The sequence below is a fragment of the Caballeronia sp. LjRoot29 genome (assembly GCF_964252755.1).
Classification (GTDB): Bacteria; Pseudomonadota; Gammaproteobacteria; order Burkholderiales; family Burkholderiaceae; genus Caballeronia.
Window position 1 is genome coordinate 1 of record NZ_CAXUPU020000066.1, and the last position, 17462, is coordinate 17462.

Annotated in this window: 16 protein-coding genes; 7 read left to right on the forward strand and 9 right to left on the reverse strand. The window is 59.3% G+C overall.

The window, feature by feature from the left end:
* Positions 1-613: 613 nt before the first annotated feature.
* From ACSQ83_RS35250 to ACSQ83_RS35260, 3 genes are all read left to right on the forward strand, one after another.
* Positions 614-1999, forward strand: a complete 1386-nt coding sequence (locus ACSQ83_RS35250) for a glutamate decarboxylase (RefSeq protein ID WP_436231292.1) — start codon at positions 614-616, stop codon at positions 1997-1999.
* A gap of 30 nt (positions 2000-2029) precedes the next feature.
* Positions 2030-3505 (forward strand): amino acid permease, encoded by a 1476-nt coding sequence (locus tag ACSQ83_RS35255; protein ID WP_414950364.1) that lies wholly within the window; start codon positions 2030-2032, stop codon positions 3503-3505.
* A 263-nt stretch (positions 3506-3768) separates the two neighbouring features.
* Positions 3769-4224, forward strand: a complete 456-nt coding sequence (locus ACSQ83_RS35260; RefSeq protein ID WP_436231293.1) for a DUF2934 domain-containing protein — start codon at positions 3769-3771, stop codon at positions 4222-4224.
* A 73-nt stretch (positions 4225-4297) separates the two neighbouring features.
* Here ACSQ83_RS35260 and ACSQ83_RS35265 read toward each other — a convergent pair whose 3' ends face one another.
* Entirely contained in the window at positions 4298-6283 is a 1986-nt protein-coding gene (locus ACSQ83_RS35265; RefSeq protein ID WP_436231294.1) for a zinc-binding dehydrogenase, read from the reverse strand.
* Positions 6284-6386: 103 nt separating this feature from the next.
* On the opposite strand from ACSQ83_RS35265, the gene ACSQ83_RS35270 reads away from it, so the two are divergent.
* Together ACSQ83_RS35270 and ACSQ83_RS35275 are read left to right on the forward strand one after the other, a co-directional pair.
* On the forward strand, positions 6387-7277 hold the full coding sequence (locus ACSQ83_RS35270) for a LysR family transcriptional regulator (RefSeq protein WP_436231295.1): 891 nt from the start codon (positions 6387-6389) through the stop codon (positions 7275-7277).
* A gap of 158 nt (positions 7278-7435) precedes the next feature.
* The gene (locus ACSQ83_RS35275; protein WP_414950360.1) at positions 7436-8152 is read left to right on the forward strand and encodes a dienelactone hydrolase family protein; all 717 of its coding nucleotides are present in this window, start codon (positions 7436-7438) and stop codon (positions 8150-8152) included.
* A 65-nt stretch (positions 8153-8217) separates the two neighbouring features.
* On the opposite strand, the gene ACSQ83_RS35280 is transcribed toward ACSQ83_RS35275, so the two are convergent.
* The 7 genes from ACSQ83_RS35280 to ACSQ83_RS35310 all read right to left on the reverse strand — a co-directional run bounded on the left by ACSQ83_RS35280 (position 8218) and on the right by ACSQ83_RS35310 (position 14257).
* Entirely contained in the window at positions 8218-8712 is a 495-nt protein-coding gene (locus ACSQ83_RS35280; RefSeq protein ID WP_436231296.1) for a DUF3237 domain-containing protein, read from the reverse strand.
* A gap of 52 nt (positions 8713-8764) precedes the next feature.
* A complete protein-coding gene (locus ACSQ83_RS35285; RefSeq protein ID WP_414950358.1) occupies positions 8765-9514 on the reverse strand; it encodes an SDR family NAD(P)-dependent oxidoreductase in 750 nt (249 codons plus the stop codon).
* 91 nt (positions 9515-9605) lie between these two features.
* Positions 9606-10595 carry a zinc-dependent alcohol dehydrogenase family protein gene (locus ACSQ83_RS35290; RefSeq protein ID WP_436231297.1) on the reverse strand — a complete coding sequence of 330 codons (990 nt, stop codon included), beginning with the start codon at positions 10593-10595 and terminating at the stop codon, positions 9606-9608.
* A 63-nt stretch (positions 10596-10658) separates the two neighbouring features.
* Positions 10659-11786: an alkene reductase gene (locus ACSQ83_RS35295; RefSeq protein ID WP_436231298.1), complete on the reverse strand. Its 1128-nt coding sequence runs from the start codon at positions 11784-11786 to the stop codon at positions 10659-10661.
* A gap of 75 nt (positions 11787-11861) precedes the next feature.
* Positions 11862-12509 carry a glutathione S-transferase gene (locus tag ACSQ83_RS35300; protein ID WP_436231299.1) on the reverse strand — a complete coding sequence of 216 codons (648 nt, stop codon included), beginning with the start codon at positions 12507-12509 and terminating at the stop codon, positions 11862-11864.
* 89 nt (positions 12510-12598) lie between these two features.
* A complete protein-coding gene (locus ACSQ83_RS35305) occupies positions 12599-13345 on the reverse strand; it encodes an SDR family NAD(P)-dependent oxidoreductase (protein WP_414950354.1) in 747 nt (248 codons plus the stop codon).
* Positions 13346-13393: 48 nt separating this feature from the next.
* Positions 13394-14257: an alpha/beta fold hydrolase gene (locus tag ACSQ83_RS35310; RefSeq protein WP_436231300.1), complete on the reverse strand. Its 864-nt coding sequence runs from the start codon at positions 14255-14257 to the stop codon at positions 13394-13396.
* Between the two features lie 181 nt (positions 14258-14438).
* On the opposite strand from ACSQ83_RS35310, the gene ACSQ83_RS35315 reads away from it, so the two are divergent.
* Positions 14439-15329, forward strand: coding sequence for a LysR substrate-binding domain-containing protein (locus ACSQ83_RS35315; protein WP_436231301.1), 891 nt, complete (start codon positions 14439-14441; stop codon positions 15327-15329).
* 48 nt (positions 15330-15377) lie between these two features.
* On the opposite strand, the gene ACSQ83_RS35320 is transcribed toward ACSQ83_RS35315, so the two are convergent.
* On the reverse strand, positions 15378-16577 hold the full coding sequence (locus ACSQ83_RS35320) for a cytochrome P450 (RefSeq protein ID WP_436231302.1): 1200 nt from the start codon (positions 16575-16577) through the stop codon (positions 15378-15380).
* A 312-nt stretch (positions 16578-16889) separates the two neighbouring features.
* Here ACSQ83_RS35320 and ACSQ83_RS35325 point away from each other — a divergent pair, with 312 nt between their 5' ends.
* On the forward strand, positions 16890-17291 hold the full coding sequence (locus tag ACSQ83_RS35325; protein ID WP_414950350.1) for a GNAT family N-acetyltransferase: 402 nt from the start codon (positions 16890-16892) through the stop codon (positions 17289-17291).
* The last annotated feature ends 171 nt before the right edge of the window (positions 17292-17462 follow it).

Genomic DNA, 17462 nt, shown 5'->3' on the forward strand with positions numbered 1-17462 from the left:
CCTGTCCGAACGATCGGGGCCACCTCTGGATTCGCGAGAAGGAGGGTTTCACACATCCTTCGCTCTTGCGAGCACCGTGCTTTTGGGGTACCCATGACATGGAACTGCACGCTGTGGACACTTAATTTTCAGAGAGGTGAAAGCGTTTTCTTTGCTTCGTTTCTTTGTCGCTTTGGACAAAGAAATGACGGGCCGCCACGCGCAGTGGCTAATAGTGATAGAGAAATAAGCCAACATAAAACGCGCAAAAACCTAAAAAGCAGCAACCCGGCAATGAACCAGAACCGCTAACGCAAAACCCGTGCAACCCGGCACTGACCCCGGCCGCTGACACCAGAACCTAGCAGCCCCGCCCCTGCACCGGAACGAACGAAAACCATTTTCCCACTGACCTTTAGACATTTAAAACTAAGAAAATATGAAAGCCACATGTAATTACCAATAAAACCAGCTTCAGCTATTAGAAAATTAAAAGACCTGCTCGTCGCGAGCATGACCCAGGTCAATGATCGTTCCGATCCGCGGGATATAACGGTATCAGGCCATGCGAAGCCATTTCGCTTAAGCACACCACGCTTGGCATCTCCGCTCAATCTTCCCACCGGAATAGTCAATGACATTTCTTAAGCCCGCGCTCAGCAGCGCTGAAGCGAACAATGACGAGTATGCGACAACTATCTCCGGTGCGTCACTGCCGAAATATCGTATTCCTAAACTCCCATCAGAACCCCATTCAGTGTTCGATCTGGTGCGCGACGAACTTTTCATGGACGGCAATTCGCGCCAGAACGTAGCCACCTTCTGCACCACCTATGCAGACGATGAAGTCCGCCGCTTGATGGATTTATCGATCGACAAGAACATGATCGATAAGGACGAATATCCGCAGACCGCCGAGATTGAAAAACGCTGCGTTCATATGCTTGCCGACCTGTGGCATGCGCCGCGTTCGTGGGAGACCACGGGATGCTCGACCACCGGTTCGAGCGAAGCCTGCATGCTCGGTGGACTCGCGCTCAAATGGCAATGGAAGAAGCGCCGGCTGGCCGAAGGAAAATCGGTCGACAAACCCAATATTGTGGTCGGCCCGGTGCAAGTGTGCTGGGACAAGTTCGCGCGTTATTTCGACGTCGAGCTTCGCCAGGTTCCCCTAAGCGGTGACTCCCTCGGCCTGCAACCGGAACAGCTCGCCGCCTATTGCGATGAAAACACCATCGGCGTGGTCGCTACGCTTGGCATTACCTTCACCTGCGTTTATGAACCCGTCAAGGCGCTCACAGGCGCCCTCGATGCCTTGCAACGCGATGTCGGCCTGGACATCCCCATTCACGTGGATGCAGCGAGCGGCGGATTTGTCGCGCCTTTCATTCAGCCGGATCTGGAATGGGACTTCGCCATTGAACGAGTGAAATCCATCAACACCTCGGGCCATAAATATGGTCTCGCGCCGCTCGGAGTAGGTTGGGTCGTATGGCGCAGCGTGAAGGATCTGCCTGACGACCTGATCTTCATGGTCGACTACCTTGGCGGCAACATGCCCACGTTCGCGCTTAATTTTTCGCGGCCGGCGGGACAGATCATCGCGCAGTATTACTTGCTGCTCAGGCTAGGCCACGAAGGCTACAGGCGCATCCAGCAGGAATGTGCCGACACGGCGCAATTCCTGGCGGACGGTCTCGCCAAGCTTAGCGCGATAGAAATGGTGTACGACGGCCGCGGCGCGCTACCAGCGGTTTGCTACAAGCTGCGCCACCCCGATACCGCCGGCTTTTCGCTTTTCGATTTATCGGATCGTGTTCGCATGCGGGGCTGGCAAATCGCCTCATACAAGCTTCCCGCTGACCGCGAGGAAACAATCGTCCAGCGCATCCTGATCCGCCGTGGCATCACGCGCGACATGGCGGTACTCCTGCTAAACGACATCAAGACTGCAATCGCCCATCTGCTTGAGAACCCAATACCCAATTCAAAGGCGGGACCGGGGTTTCACCATGACTGACATTGACGGCTTAACGACCAGAGGTTTGGCATGACTGCGACAGCAAAGAAAGGCACTTACCTGAGTGCCACTTCAATCGGCTTGATGACAGCGGCCGCTGTGGTGACCAGCTTGCGCGGCTTGCCGCTGCTCGCGAAAGAAGAGATGACGATGTTCGTCTACCTCGCGTTCACCGTGATCTTCTACCTGATCCCGGCGTCACTGATCTCTGCTGAACTGGGCGGTGCTTTCGCCGACCGGCGCGGCGGAATATATACGTGGGTGGGTCAGGCATTCGGCAACCGATGGGGCTTCCTCGCGATCTGGCTGCAATGGATCCAGAACGTGGTGTGGTATCCGGTTGCGCTGACGTTCGGCGCGGCGGCTATCGCTTATACGATCGGGCGTCCGGAGCTCGCGACCAACGGCGTATATGTCGGCGTGTTTTGTATCGTTGCCTATTGGCTTGCTACATGGGTGGTGCTGCAAGGCGTCGAAGTGTTTGCGCGGATCGCCAATTGGACCTTTATTATCGGCACGATCGTTCCCGGATTCGTGTTGCTCGCATTGCTGGCGTACTGGATCTATACCGGGCACGCACTCGGCTGGCAACATATTAAAGACCCGGCGCTGTCGGAAGCGGGTCATGCGCGTTATTGGCCCGCGATCCATGGCTTTGGCACCATCGCGTTTCTGGCAGGCATTGTGCTGCTGTTCGCCGGCGTGGAGGCGCAAGCCGTGCACGTGATGGACATGCGCAGCCCGAGCCGGGGTTACCCAGCCGCAATCGCTTTGGGCGCCGTTATATCGCTCCTGATTTTTGCACTTGGCGCGCTGCCGATCGCAGGCATTCTTCCGTACGAAAAAATCTCCCTGCAGTCGGGCGTATTCGATACCTTCGCCGCAGTCATAACGGACATCTGGCATATGCAGTGGCTGGTGTCGGTGCTCTCGTTGCTGGTAGGCGTGGGTGCGATAAGCGGCGTGTTGGCGTGGCTTGGCAGCCCTTCTCGCGGTTTGCTTGAAACAGCGCATGAGGGTGAGCTGCCGCCGGTGCTGCAGGCCAAGAACAAAAAGGGAATGCCTACGCATATCCTGCTGGTGCAAGGCGTGATTGTTACCTTGATGTCTTGCTTCTACTTCGTCATCAAGGATGTATCAGTCGCGTTCTTTTTGATCTCGGCAATGACGATTGCGCTGTATTTGATCGCTTACATGCTCATGTATGCAGCAGCCATAAAACTGCGCTATTCCGCGCCCGATCTCAAGCGTCCGTTCACGGTACCCGGTGGGATCGTGGGTATGTGGATATTCGCGGGCGTCGGCCTGGCAGGCGTAGTGTTCAGCTTCGTGGTGTCGTTTTTTCCGCCCGATCAATTGCCGGTGGGATCGCCCGCCATGTACATCGGATTGGTGACGCTTGGCATTGTGGTGTTTGGCGGCGTGCCGCTGATCATCCATCACGTGCGCCGCAGCAATTGGGCTCTGCCGGCCGATGCTCCAGTGCTGGCGGTGGCTGCCAAGTAAGCGGGGACCGAACCCGGTTGGCGAACTCGGACAAGTGAAGCATGTTCAGCCGGGGTCGCCGAGTGGTTGATGCTGAACTTCGTTCCCGTGGATCGATCCTTGCGCAGTCATCTGTGTGTGAGGCGCGCGAACATCGGGCCATCGAGGGATGAAGCCGATGTGATTGGCGAGCACCACTGAGCTAAAGCTACGCGGTATTTATGCCCGGGTAGTCTTGCTCTTTCAAAGCGATGATTCGGCAAACACCCTTGGGGAGCACGGCAATGGCGCAGCGCTTGATTGATGTGTTGGACGGCAGTGGAACGGTCATTCATACCTACCCGGTCACGCTTGGGCCGAACGAGGACCACGCCGACGATTTGGCATATATAGCAAAGGCGCTGGAGGCGGCCGCCCACGGGCGACTGGTGCCCGATGCCGAACTGCCGAGCCTCAGTGCGCGGGTTCATGTGGCGCGAGGTGGTCAACTCGCGTCTTATGGCGACGACATTGACGGTCGTTCGGAAACGAAACAAGCGCTGGAGCAGGACATCCGCAAGCGTGCTTATAGTCTGTGGGAACAGGATGGTTGCCCTGAGGGCCGGGCCGACGACTATTGGCAGCAGGCGTCGCATCAGCACTTGCGCGAGCGTGCGTATGCGCTCTGGCAACAGGAGGGAAGCCCGGAAGGCCGTGCCGATGAAAACTGGAACCGGCTACGTGAATTCGGGGCTCAATGATCTGGCATGGTCTTGCCGGTCACTTTAAGCACGAACGACAACTTCGCCGCGGCTTCCCGCGGCGAAGGCATTTTCAGAACACGATCACCGCTTTACCCGGACCATGTCCTGTCTTGTTACGCTCGATCGCAGCGGTCGCGTCGCTCAACTTTGCGACTTCCGACACTTCCACCTTCACCGCGCCCTGATCGGCCATCTCCACAATTTCCGCAAGCAGCGCTGCATCGGGCCGCATCTGGAACCAGATACCGCGCTTGCCCGACGGAGTCTGCGCTGCGATATCCGGTGCGGCCGTGCTTACGATTCTTCCCGCGTCCGCGAGCACCTGCCACGAGTTGGCAAGCGCTTCACCACCCACGAGATCAAGCACCAGATCGATGTCCTTTATCAGCTCCCAGAAAGAGGAAGTCCGGTAATCGATGACCTCATCCGCACCGAGCCCGCGCAGATATCCCGCGTTGATGCCCTGGGCGGTCGTGACGACTCGCGCCCCTGCACGCCGCGCGAACTGAACGGCGAAGCTTCCCACGCCACCGGCCGCACCATGAATCAATACGGTTTGGCTGCGTTTCAGTTCTCCCGCTTCGAACAGAGCTTGCCACGCGGTCAACGCGCCAACCGGAATGGCCGCGGCACGTTCGTCGCTCAGGCTGGCGGGTGTCCTGACCAGCGTGTTCGAAGCGATGGCCACAAAATCCGCATAGGCGCCAAGACCGGCCACGGGACCCATGACGCGATTGCCGACAGCGAACCCGCTCACATCGGCGCCGACTTCAACCACCTCGCCAGCGAGTTCAACGCCGAGCGTGGCAGGGAGGGGCAGCGGGAAATCATTCTGCAAGAAACCATCGCGAATCTTCCAGTCGAGACTGTTGATTCCCGCAGCCCTGACATGGACGACGACCTGGCCTGACGCGGCGGACGGCATCGCGATGCTATCGATCTTCAGGGCGTCGGGCTCGCCATACGCGTGGAGTCGAAGGGCGCGATTCATTGCGCTTTCTCCCAGCGCGGGATAGTCGATATACCCCTTCGCGCCGGGCGAATAAAACGTGTCGCGATCAGGGGTGTTGAGGGGCGCGCGGCCAAGAAAGCGCTGCGGCAAATCCGGATTGGCGAGATACAGACTGCCGAATACGGTTGCGTCGGCGTGGCCCTGTTCGATTAGCGCTTGCGCTGTCTCGTTGGTCAATCCGCCGCCTGCCAGATACGGCCCGCTGAACAACGGTTGAAGGAACGTGCGGTAATCGAATTCACTGCCGGTCTTCACCACATGCAGATACGCCAGCTTGAGCGGCGCGAGTTGCTCGACGAGATATCGATAGGTATCCTTCGGGTTTTCATCGGTCACATCGTTGAAGCCCATTTCAGGCGCGATCTTGATACCCACGCGGTCGCTGCCCGCTTCCTGAGACATCGCGCTCAGTACTTCCAGGATGAATCGGGCGCGATTCGCAAGCGAGCCGCCGTAAAGATCGGTCCGCTGATTTGTCCCCGATGACAAGAACTGCTCGGGCAGATATCCCGAGGCTGCATGCAGTTCAACGCCATCGAAACCGGCCGCCAACGCGTTGCGCGTCGCAAGCCGATATGACTGAACGATTTCCGCGATCTCATCGGTTTCAAGGGCGCGCGGTTGCACAAACTCCTGCGGTCCCGTTGCGGTGAATACCGTGCCGGCGGCCCTGACCGCCGAAGGCGCAACCGGCGTTGCGCCGTTCGGCAAGAGGCTCGGATGAGAGATGCGACCCGTGTGCATGAGTTGCAGGAATACAAGGCCGCCCTTGGCGTGCACTGCGTCGGTGACATGCTTCCAGGCGTCAATTTGCGCTTCGGAATGGATGCCCGGCGTGCGCACGTAGCCTTTGCCCATCGGCGCAGGAAAGGTGCCTTCCGTGATGATCAGGCCGGATCCGGCGCGCTGGCCGTAGTACTCCACCGTCAAGGGTGAGGGCACGCCCGTGATGTCGTCGGCGCGTGAGCGGGTCATCGGCGCCATGACGATGCGGTTGCGCAGCGTATGGCGGCCAATACGAGTGTTGCTGAAGAGCGGGTTCATGTCGGTTCCTTGGTTGAGGAGGTGTGTAGACATGGTGCATTGATCCACATAAGGGATAAATAGCTATAATTGAAAACAGTGATCCACCAGTGGAGCAATCGTCGTGGAACTGTTGAGCTATATGCGTTTGTTCGTGGAAGTCGCGCGGACCAAAAGCTTCAGGGGCGCGGCCGAAGCGCTCGGCATGCCCAACTCAACCTTGTCGCGCCATATCTCGGAGTTGGAGAAGACGATCGGCCTGCAACTGCTGCATCGCTCGACGCGCAAGGTTGAACTCACCGCTGCGGGCGAGGTGTATTTCAAGCGGTGCCAGAGCATTGTCGATGAAGCGCGGATTGCGCATGAATCCTTGCTCGATGTGGTGGAGCGGCCCAGCGGCACGCTGCGGGTATCGATGCCAGTCGATCTCGCGACCGGTCATCTCACGCCAATCCTGCGCGACTTCGCCAACGCTTATCCGCTGATCAGTTTTGAATTCGACGTAACGCCGCGGCGCGTGGACCTGCAGAGCGATTCGTTCGATCTCGCCGTTCGCATTGGACCGCCGCCCACGACTCCATCAACGCTCGTCGCTCGGCAGATCGCTCTGTTGCCGCGTTATCTCTATGCATCGCCCGGCTATCTCAAGGCCGCTGCGCCGCTCGCTCATCCCAGCGACCTGACGAAGCACGTGTTGTGCATCGGACAAGGAGATACGAGCCAGGAGGCAGCCTCAAGGACTTTCCATCGCGGAGAAGAGGGGGTCGATGTGATGATCGCATCGCGCTTTCGGATGAACAGCGTCGGGCTGAGCCGTGCACTGGCGGTCTCGGGGGTGGGTATTGCCGTGCTCGATTCGGAACTCGCCCGTGACGAGGTGGCGTCGGGCCGCTTGCGGAGGATATTGCCTGACTGGAGCCTTACGCCTGTCCCGGTCTATGCGATTACCGATACGCGGCTCTTGCCGGCAAGGACCCGCCTGTTCATCGATTTCATCAAGGCACGGATGAAATAAAGGCTCGATCGACCTTTCGATTCTAGTCAGCTCCAGCGGGGATGCCAGCGTAGAAAGAAGGAATCCTATGTATATAAAAATGCTGATCCGGTGGGCCGACAAGCACGCACGCGCCGCTGGCGCTATGCTACCGGTTCCGCTCAACCGAGGACCATGTCATGAAACAGTCACCAGGATCCACGATCACTTACAAACGCCCTGACGGGAAAGACGTCCAGGGATATTTGGCGACACCGCAGAAACTGGAAGGTGCGCCCGCCATCGTCGTGATTCAGGAATGGTGGGGCTTGAACGACCAGATTCGTGGCGTGGCAGACCGCTTCGCACAATCCGGTTATCTGGTGCTGGTCCCCGATCTCTTTCGAGGGAAGACCACCGTCGAGGAAGCAGAGGCAAATCACCTGCTAGGCGCGCTCGATTTTGCCGACGCCGCCGGTCAGGACGTCGCCGGCGCCGTGCAGTACCTCAAGACACGCTCGGAGCGGGTCGGCGTGACCGGCTATTGCATGGGCGGCGCGCTGACACTGCTGGCGCTGAGCCATGTCCCCGGCATATCTGCAGGCGTGGTGTGGTACGGCTTCCCGCCGCTTGAATATATCGATGCATCGAAGATCACCGCGCCCGTGCTCGGTCATTGGGCGACGCAGGATGAGTTCTTTCCGGCTGAAACGGTCGAGGCACTGGAGAGCAAGCTGACCGAGGCCAAGGTCGATGTGGAGTTCCATCGCTACCTTGCGCATCATGCGTTTGCCAACGAGACCGCGGTCGGGCCGGGCCGTATTGCCAGGACCCAGTTCGATCCGGTCTGGTCGCAGTTGGCGTGGGACCGGACGCTGACCTTTTTCGGCCGCACGCTATGGCCGAACGCCGGCTAGCATTGCTGGTCTCGTAGAGCGGCGGCGTCTTTCGAGCCTGCCGCTTTACAAGAGCGTACAAGCGTTTACAACACCTCAAACACGCTGTAGACCGGTCCATAGGCGAACCGGTGTCCCGTACCCACGGCGATCATCCGGTTCAGCCACTCATACTTTCCTGCTGGTGCTTCGAACATGGGGTTGATCCGGAAGTAGTAGCTTGCCGGGTCGACTTCCTCGCCTTTTTCCAGTCGCCCAATGACATCAGCGGGTCCGTGGCGTACGCCGCGATACGCCATCGTAATGTTCACGCCGTCGTCGGTTTGCAGGATCAGGCGCACGTCGAGCGTCGTGCTTGCGTCGCGGCGCACGGTTTGCCAGTCGGCACCGCCGTCCAGCACCTTGCCTGACAGCCGCTCGCCAGCGAACGTTCCGGACGGCACAATCCCCACGCGGCGAAACGCCCCTGGTGTTTCGCCGACGATCACAATCGGCTTGACGTCGAGCCGCATCACGAACAAAGGGCGGATTTGCACGCTCTGGAGCGGCGCGGGGAGATCATCGAAAAGCGGAGTCGACATGGTTCACCGTTGCGGTGGTTGATAGATGGTTGATCGAGTGATTACAGCGGCGCTACGAGGCGGTCCGTCCGCCATTGACCCTGAGCACTTCGCCGGTCATGAAACTCGATTTGCCAGACGATACGAACACAATAGCGTCGGCGATTTCTTCAGGCGTGCCGGCGCGTTTGAGCGGGACGGCCGCGAGGAAAGCCGCCTTGCGGTCCGTATCGGCGAGCAGCCTGTTCAGCATCGCAGTCTCCACCGGACCCGGGGCGACCGCATTGACCCGTACACCGAACGCGGCGGCCTCAAGCGCCGCAGATTTCGTCAGACCCTCGACCGCGTGTTTGCTCGCCACGTAGAGGGACGCGCCTGCCGCCCCACGCGCACCCATTGTCGACGACAGGTTGACGATGCTGCCGCTGCCTTGCGCGATCATCACCCGTAGTTCGTGTTTCATGGACAGCAGCGTGCCGAGCACATTGGTGTCGAAGACGGCGGCGTAACGCTCGGGCGTCTGCTCGGTCACGGGCGCAGACTCGCCTTCGGAGCCCGCGGCGTTGACCGCCACGTCGAGCCGTCCGAAGCGGGCTACGGTGCCGTCGACGAGATTGCGGACATCGTCTTCGAAACGGACATCGGCCTGAATAAATTCAGCTTCTGCGCCGAACGCATTCAGTTCCGCAGCGAGTTTCCGGCCTTCTTCAATGCGACGCCCCGACACAACGACACGCGCATTTTCGCGCGCGAATGCAAACGCGGCAGCGCGGCCAATGCCGGTCAACGCGCCGGTGATAAGTACAACGGAATGGTCAGACATTTACTTTGCCCCTTGATCGATCAGTGCACGGGTGTATCTTGCTGCCATGCATTGGATGCCGGCGCCCTGGATCAGGCGCCGGCGCTTTCGCTTATACAGTCACGACGATCTTGCCGAACTGACCGTTGGTTTCCAGATAACGATGCACCTCGACCATTTCGTCGAACGTGAAGGTGCGATCGATCACCGGTTTGAGCGCGCCGCTCTCGAGTCCCTTGAGCACGTACTCCACCGCAGCCTTTCGACGCGTTGCGTCTCCGCTCGTCAGCCAGATGTTGTGAGCCTTGACGGTGGTCATCTTGGCGATCATGTCCAGCACGGGCAGCGTTGTCACGTCCGCGCTAAGCGCGCCATAGATGTATGCAGTGCCCTGGAACGAAAGCGCCGAAATAAGCTTCGCGAAGTTCGGACCGCCGACAGGATCGAACACGACGCGCGCGCCCTGGCCACCCGTGATCCGCATGATTTCTTCGACCAGGTCGGTCTCTTCCGTGACGATCACGTGCGCCGCGCCCGCGTCGAGCAACTGCTGCTTCTTGTCGGCGGTGCGTGTTGTTGCGACCGACGTCGCGCCGGCGTAGTTTGCGATCTGGATTGCTGCGAGTCCGACGCTGCTGGACGCGGCCGGGATGATCACAAAATCGGCCTTGCTCACTTTTGCATCTTCGATAAGCGCGCCGTAAGCCGTCACGTACATCATCCAGACCGATGCAGCCTCGGCATACGAAAGCGATTCCGGGTGCTTAACGACCGCGTGCTCCGGCGCGATGATGACTTCGCCGTATGTGTAGTACTGGTTCATCGAGAACGACGGAATCGTGTTGACCTTGTCGCCCGGCGCGAAGCTGGTGACCTCACTTCCGACGGCGTCGACGATACCCGCTGCTTCGTATCCGAGGCCGGCCGGGAACTTGACCGGTTCGATGTACGCGTCCGCGCGCCACATCGCTTCGGCGCGATTGATGCCTATCGCCTTCACTGCGATACGAACTTCGGTGGGACCGGGAGCGGGGACTTCCGTCTCGACGAATTCGAGGACTTCGGGACCGCCGGCTTTGGAAAATTTAATGGTACGTGACATGAGGCTCTCCAGAATAGGTGGATTCAAGCTGGGTTCAGGCAAGGCGCCGAAGCGCCTTTCAGTTCAACCGATTTCTGCGGCTTCTGCGGCGGCCAAAGGAGCAGCCGAATAAGCGGGAAAATCGGAGTAATGCTTTTCGTCGCCGCCCCAAAATGCGGCGCGCACATACGGTGTAAGCGGCAGCTTGTGCTCCAGACGATACGGCAAATCCGGATTCGATGAGAAATGCCGGCCAAACGCGACCAGATCTGCATCGCCGGATGCCACGATCGCTTCGGCACTGTCGCCGTCGAAACCGCCGGCCGCAATGATCGGACCGGAGAAGTACGGGCGGAGATATTTCGTTGCAACTGGCGCTTGCCCTTCGTGTAGCGTGTCATCGCCTTTGATGCGCGGTTCGATCACATGCAGATACGCAATCTTGTATTCGTCGAGGACCTTCGCGACGTAGCTGAAGGTCGCTTCGGGATTGCTGTCGGAGATGCCGCCCCATTCGCCGGAGGGCGAGATGCGCACGCCGACCCGGTCCGCGCCCCACACGGAGATGAGGGCTTCCACGATTTCGCGCAGGAAGCGGACGCGGTTTTCGACCGGGCCGCCGTAAGCGTCGGTGCGCTTGTTGGTCCCGTCCTGGATGAACTGATCCACCAGGTAGCCGTTCGCACCGTGTAGCTCGACGCCGTCGAAACCTGCATCCAGCGCGCGTTTTGCCGCGATGCGAAACTCTTCGACAATGCCCGGGATCTCTTCAATGCCGAGTGCCCGATGCGGCGAAGCCGGCACGAAACCGTCCCTGGTCAGCGCGACGCCATCGAACGGGACGACCGAAGGCGCGACCGGGTCAAGCCCACCGGTCATCTCGACGTGACTTTGACGGCCGCCGTGGATGAGCTGCATGAAGACGCGTCCACCCTTGGCGTGAACGGCATTGGCGACGGCCTTCCAGCCTTCCACCTGACCGTCGTGATAGAAGCTGGCGGCGCCCAGGTACGAGCGGGCGAGGACCGAGATGCTGACGCCTTCGATGATTTCGAGTCCGCCATTCGACGCGCGCTGGCCATAGAAGTCCGCCATCATCGGGCTGGGAATGTCGCCGGGCTGGATGGTGCGCAGGCGGGTCATTGGCGCAAGGACAACGCGATGCGAGAGGGTATAGGCGCCAACTTTCTTCTGATTGAACAAGTGAGCCATGATCTTTCCTTTTAACAGGTGATTCACAATGAGTTTCTGATGGCGGCGGTCTCACAAAGGACCGGCGCCCGGGTTTTATGCGGTGGCGCTCGGCCGGGCAGAGACCTCGTCGTACCATCGGCGAAATGCGGTGTGTTCTGCTGGAATCGGCATCTTCAGCGCGTTGGCGGCAAAGTCGACGGTGACCAGCGTGGTGATGTCCGCCGCCGAGAATTCATCGCCGGCGACGAACCGGACTGTCTCGAGCCGCTCGTTAAAGTCGGAGAAAAAATTCGCCACGCGTTGTTTGCTGCGCTCGACCAGTTCAGGAATCTGCTCATAGGCATGTGGACCGGAGAGCGCACGGCCTTTCAGTCCGGCAACTGCGTTTCGCACGCCTTCCATGACCGGCGCGAAGCCGTCCAGTTCTGCGCGGCGTTCCCACATGGTGACCAGCGCCTTTGATTCCGGCGTTGTCCCCAGCAACGGAGATTGGCGGTACGCTTCCTCCAGATAACGCCAGATGGCGAGCACTTCCGCAATCACGGTGCCATTGGGCAACGCGAGCGCCGGCACCTGGTTGCGCGGATTGATTGCGCGGTAAGCGTCGGAGAACTGTTCCTTGGCGCCCAGGTCGACCGGTTGTATGGGGATATCGATTCCCTTCTCCGCGATAAAGATGCGCACGCGGCGTGCATTCGGCGAGCCTTTCGATTCGTACAGTACGGGTGTAGAGAGCGTCATTTCAATCATCCTTGGTCGTTTCGTTTAAATCTGGATACCTAATCAATTGGCTTTTTTAACGCACACGAAATAGGTTGAATCCGTTCGGGTTAGAGTTTCGAGCCGCCGTCCACACGCAACGTTTCGCCGGTAATCCAGCGCGCCGCATCCGATGCCAGAAAAGCGACCGCGCCGCCAATATCGTCCGGTTGCGCGACCCGTTTTAGCGCTTGCATAGTGAGCGTTGCCTCGCGTCCCGCGTCAGTCTTCGTGAAGCTCGACATGTCTGTTTCGACCACGCCGGGCGCTACCGCATTGACGCGAATACCGCGTGCGCCGAGTGCTGAAGCGAAATGCTTGACGAGCGTATCGACTGCGCCTTTGGTTGCCGCATAGGCCGGGAGCGTGCCCACTGCGGCATGCGCCGCGAGTGACGAGAGCAGGACGACGCTGCTGCCTTTGCACATCACCGGCAGTAATTGCTGCACGAGGAAATAAGGTGCGCGCACATTCACGGCAAACAGGTTGTCGAAATCTTCGACAGTCGTTTCCTCGATGCTCGCCGCTTTTGAAACGCCGGCGTTCGCCACCAGGATGTCCAGTCGATGGCCCACCACCGCGCGTACCTGTTTTGCAAGCGTATGTGGACCGTCTGCATCGCGCAGATTCGCGGCGACCTTTTGAGCGTTGCCGCCGGCCGCACGAATTTCGGCGACGACCGCATCCGCTTCCTTTTCACCGCTGCTGTAGTGAACCAGCACTTGTGCGCCTTGCTTGGCCAGCGCAAGCGCACTAGCCCGGCCGATGCCGCGTGAAGCGCCCGTGACGAGCGCGGTCTTTCCGGTGAGGTTGGTCATGATCAGACTCCTTCAAGTTAGATGACTATGAACGTTGCCTTAGTTGCCTTAGGCGCGTTCGTCGCTTTCAGACAGGAACTGCGCCACATGCGTCACGAAGCGTTCGGGGTACTGGTACAGCGAGCCGTGGTTGGCGTCCGGGTAAATGATCAACTGCGCGTTCGGAATGTTCTGCTGCAGGATCCACGAGTTGATCGAGTAGATGATGACGTCGTTGTCCCCGTTGATTACGAGCGTGGGTTGCGCGAGCGCCGACAGATAATCGAAAGGATTCTCGCGGGGCGCACCCCACTTGGCGAGCGCGGCGAGTTGCGCCGGTGCGACCTTGTCGTTGGCTTCGGGGTCCCGGCCTTCGGTGCGTTGACCCAAGCGCCGCAAGAACTTGCGGCCGGCTGCCTGGCTTGCATCGGACGGCGAGAAGTGCACGCGAAGCCACAAGTGATCCGGCTCCTCGTAAGTCGCGCCGAAAATTTCCTGCGCTTCGGGCGTGAGCGATGCCATGCCTTCGCCGCTGCGGGGACCCGTGCCAACCAGGATCAGGCGGCGTACGAGTTGCGGCTCGGCCAGCGCCAATTGCTGTGCGATCAGGCCGCCCATCGAGAAGCCGAGCACGTCGACTTGCGTGAGTCCGAGTGCTTTGATAAAGACCGCGGCGTTGGCAGCCATTTCTTCAATCGACTGCGGTACTTCACCGGACGTGCTGGAGATCCCGGCGTTGTTAAACAGGATCACTTCGCGACCCTGCGCGAGCCCGTTGGTGACTGCGGGATCCCAGTGGTCCATCGTGCCGGTGAAGTGGATGTTTAATACGAGCGGGACGCCGCCCGTCTTGCCGAAGCGCCGGTAAGCGAAGCGGATACCGTTTGCATCTACGAATTGCGTCGGGGCGGTTTGGTGCGTATGACTGGTCATGACAATTCTCCGATATAGATGAAAGGCATGGAGCGAGATCAGTTCCGATTCGTTGCGATGAACACGTTGTTGCCGTTTCGTCGCTGCCTGATGCGTAATCTAGCCGGGCCTTGCGGAAAGTAAAAAGACTTTGTAGGCTGACGGGCATGCCTGAAAAGCATGGTTAAATTGAGGGGAGCGTATGGAGCTTCGACATTTGAGGTATTTCGTGGCCGTCGCGGAGACCGGCAGCCTGACCGTTGCGGCCGAGCGCCGCCTGCATACGTCGCAACCGTCGCTGAGCCGGCAGATTCGCGATCTGGAAGACGAGGTTGGTGCAGAACTGTTCAACCGGAGCGCGCGCGGGGTTGAACTAACGGCGGCGGGCAAGGCGTTTCTTGACCATGCGCGCTTGGCGCTCACCCAAGTCGATGCCGCGATCGAGGCCGCGCGCCGAGCCGCGCAACCCAGGAAACAGGTCTTCGCGCTTGGCTTCCTGACGGGTCAGGAAATGACGTGGCTGCCACGCGCGATGCAGGTGCTTCGTGATGAGCTGCCGAACATTGACGTGACGGTATCGAGCCACTATTCGCCCGACCTCGCCGATGCGCTCGCGCGCGGCAAGCTCGATCTCGCGTTCTTGCGCGCTGAACCGGGGTTCGATCTGGACTATCGGGTGGTCACCCGGGAAAAGCTGATTGTGCTGATGCCCAGCGATCATTCGCTTACCGAACGAAAATCGATCCGCCCGGAGGACTTCGTGGGCGAGACTTTCATCTTGGCTTCAAACAAGGCAAAAGTGCTGCACGCGGTAATCGAGCAGTATCTGCAACGGAACGGAGTCAACATTACGCCTGAACATGGCGTCGATAATCTCGCGATGGCCATGTCGCTCGTAGCATCCACGCGTGGGCTTGCTCTGATGCCCGAGTATGCGAAGAACTTGCTGCCCTGGTCGGTCGTCAGCCGCCCGCTTGAAGGTGAGACACCGACGGTCGACCTTGTTATTGGCTATAGCAGGTCAAATACCTCTCCTGTCCTGAAGCTGTTTCTGTCGAGAGCAGACGAGCTGACGATGGAGCCTCGCACTTGATCCTCGTGGAAAGGGCGCATTCCATGAGGATCGGGATTTTCCAGGTTCCTAACGCAGCGCTTTTAACGATTCCACCCCGCGCAGGGTATTGCGTTGCCGCCACTGCAGCGTGTCGATATTGGTGATGCGCAGATCGGGCAGCCGCGAGATGAGCGTGCCTAGCCCCGTTTCGAGTTCGAGCGTCGCGAGCCGCGCACCCAGGCAATGATGAATGCCGGCGCCGAATGAGAGCATGCGGTTTGGCGCCGGGCGTCCGATATCCAGATCGTCAGGTTTTTCGAACTGCGCCGGATCGCGATTCGCCGAACCGAGCATCATGAACACCATCGTGCCGCGCGCTATCGAATGGTCAGCCGCCTCGATGTCTTCAAATGCCGTGCGCACGATCATTTGCACCGAGCTGTCATACCGCAAGCACTCGCCGATTGCCCTGGGCAGCAACGACGCGTCCCCTTTGAGCCGTGCAAGTTGCTCAGGGTGGCGATGCAGTGCAACCAGCGCATTGCCCAGCATGTTCGATGTCGTCTCATGCCCGGCCACGAACAGCAGCAGCACGTTCGAGATGATCTCGTCATCGGTCAGGGATTCGCCCGCTTCCTCTGCGCGAAGCAGCGCGGACACGAGGTCGTTGCCAGGTTTAGTGCGCCGCTCCTCGACCACGCCTTTGAAATAGCGCTCCAGTGTTTGGGTTGCTTCATTCGATGCGGCAAGGTGTGCGGCGTCCATGGGCGCTGCTTCCAGCGCGTTGCCGAAGTGGCTTGCCGCGGAGCCGAGTTTGACGCCATCTTCCGCGGGCACATCGAGCAACCGGCAGATGACATTCACTGGTAGCGGCAATGCGTAGTCGCTGACCAGGTCGAATTCCGCGCCTGATGCGAAGGTATCGATCAAGGTATCTGCCGTGTCTTGCGTTACGTCGCGAAGCAGGTCGATCTGACGGGCATTGAAAGCCGTCATCAGCAGACTGCGCAGGCGCGTTTGCACGGGCGGGTTCATCATGAGGAACATGCGGCTGAGCGCTTGGAACACGGGCTGTTCGGGGCCGCTTTCGCCGTAGCGCGCCACGACGCTTGGCATATATGTTTTTCCGACTCGGCGGTCGCGCAGCAGCGCGTCAACCACTGCATAGTGGCCGGTGATCACGACATTGGGTGCGAGTGGAACCAGCGCGCCTTCTGCGCGAAGTTGCTCGTAGAAGGGGTAGGGGTTCTCGAAGAAGGCGGGAGAGGAAAGGTCGCTAAATTTCATTGGAGGCGTGGATGAGTGGAAAACCGCGGAGCGATGCAAGGAGTGGGTCGTACGCACTGACAACACATGCACGGGCCGGTTTATTCCATTGAGGGCGGTTGAAAAACCGTAAGGCAGATAGATAGAATGTTGTTGGTAAGCAGTTACCCGAGCAGAAGGGTAACGCTGCCAAAATTCCGCGTTTTGGCGATTGGTGTGATTGGTGTGATTGGTGTGATTGCCTGGATTTTCTGGGGCTAAGCGTAAGCCGCAGGACCTGACGTTAGACAACAGATCTTGACAGGATGGATGATGGACGTACGGATTCGAGAAATGGTATTAGCTGACTATGACGCAGTTGTTGCATTGTGGAAGAGCACACCGGGTGTCGACATTCGTCCGGTTACGGATAGTCGCGACGGGATTGAGCGTTTGCTTGCGCGAAATCCGGGCTTGAGCGTTGTTGCGGTTAGTGGCGATGAGCTCGTCGGTTGCGCGCTTGCTAGCCATGATGGCCGCCGAGGGTTTCTTCAGCACGTCGTGGTTGTACCCGCATTGCGCGGGCAGGGCCTTGCCAAGGCGATGATTGATTTTTGTATCGAGAGACTGCGGGAGCATCACTTGGGATGGGTGCATCTGGATGTTGTTGTTGATAACGAGGTCGCCAAGGCTTTTTGGGAGAAGGCTGGTTGGCACCCTGTTGATACGCTGACGCGGCTTTCACGTGCGCTTTAGGGTTTCGTTCGCACTCGGGGGATGGGTGGGGTGGGCGGGGGCGTTAGGGGTTAGTGGTCGGGGTCAATGCCGGGTTGCTGCTTCTTAGGCCTTCGCGGGTTTTATGTTGGCTTATTTCTTTATCACTATTAGCCACTGCGCGTGGCGGCGCGTCATTTCTTTGTCCAAAGC

What these genes read in the sequence shown, in the direction of transcription:
- ACSQ83_RS35250 (WP_436231292.1), top strand. Translation starts at nt 614, where the DNA reads ATGACATTTCTTAAGCCCGCGCTCAGCAGCGCTGAAGCGAACAATGAC.
- ACSQ83_RS35255 (WP_414950364.1), top strand. Translation starts at nt 2,030, where the DNA reads ATGACTGCGACAGCAAAGAAAGGCACTTACCTGAGTGCCACTTCAATC.
- ACSQ83_RS35260 (WP_436231293.1), top strand. Translation starts at nt 3,769, where the DNA reads ATGGCGCAGCGCTTGATTGATGTGTTGGACGGCAGTGGAACGGTCATT.
- ACSQ83_RS35265 (WP_436231294.1), bottom strand. Translation starts at nt 6,283, where the DNA reads ATGAACCCGCTCTTCAGCAACACTCGTATTGGCCGCCATACGCTGCGC.
- ACSQ83_RS35275 (WP_414950360.1), top strand. Translation starts at nt 7,436, where the DNA reads ATGAAACAGTCACCAGGATCCACGATCACTTACAAACGCCCTGACGGG.
- ACSQ83_RS35280 (WP_436231296.1), bottom strand. Translation starts at nt 8,712, where the DNA reads ATGTCGACTCCGCTTTTCGATGATCTCCCCGCGCCGCTCCAGAGCGTG.
- ACSQ83_RS35285 (WP_414950358.1), bottom strand. Translation starts at nt 9,514, where the DNA reads ATGTCTGACCATTCCGTTGTACTTATCACCGGCGCGTTGACCGGCATT.
- ACSQ83_RS35290 (WP_436231297.1), bottom strand. Translation starts at nt 10,595, where the DNA reads ATGTCACGTACCATTAAATTTTCCAAAGCCGGCGGTCCCGAAGTCCTC.
- ACSQ83_RS35295 (WP_436231298.1), bottom strand. Translation starts at nt 11,786, where the DNA reads ATGGCTCACTTGTTCAATCAGAAGAAAGTTGGCGCCTATACCCTCTCG.
- ACSQ83_RS35300 (WP_436231299.1), bottom strand. Translation starts at nt 12,509, where the DNA reads ATGACGCTCTCTACACCCGTACTGTACGAATCGAAAGGCTCGCCGAAT.
- ACSQ83_RS35305 (WP_414950354.1), bottom strand. Translation starts at nt 13,345, where the DNA reads ATGACCAACCTCACCGGAAAGACCGCGCTCGTCACGGGCGCTTCACGC.
- ACSQ83_RS35310 (WP_436231300.1), bottom strand. Translation starts at nt 14,257, where the DNA reads ATGACCAGTCATACGCACCAAACCGCCCCGACGCAATTCGTAGATGCA.
- ACSQ83_RS35315 (WP_436231301.1), top strand. Translation starts at nt 14,439, where the DNA reads ATGGAGCTTCGACATTTGAGGTATTTCGTGGCCGTCGCGGAGACCGGC.
- ACSQ83_RS35320 (WP_436231302.1), bottom strand. Translation starts at nt 16,577, where the DNA reads ATGAAATTTAGCGACCTTTCCTCTCCCGCCTTCTTCGAGAACCCCTAC.
- ACSQ83_RS35325 (WP_414950350.1), top strand. Translation starts at nt 16,890, where the DNA reads ATGGTATTAGCTGACTATGACGCAGTTGTTGCATTGTGGAAGAGCACA.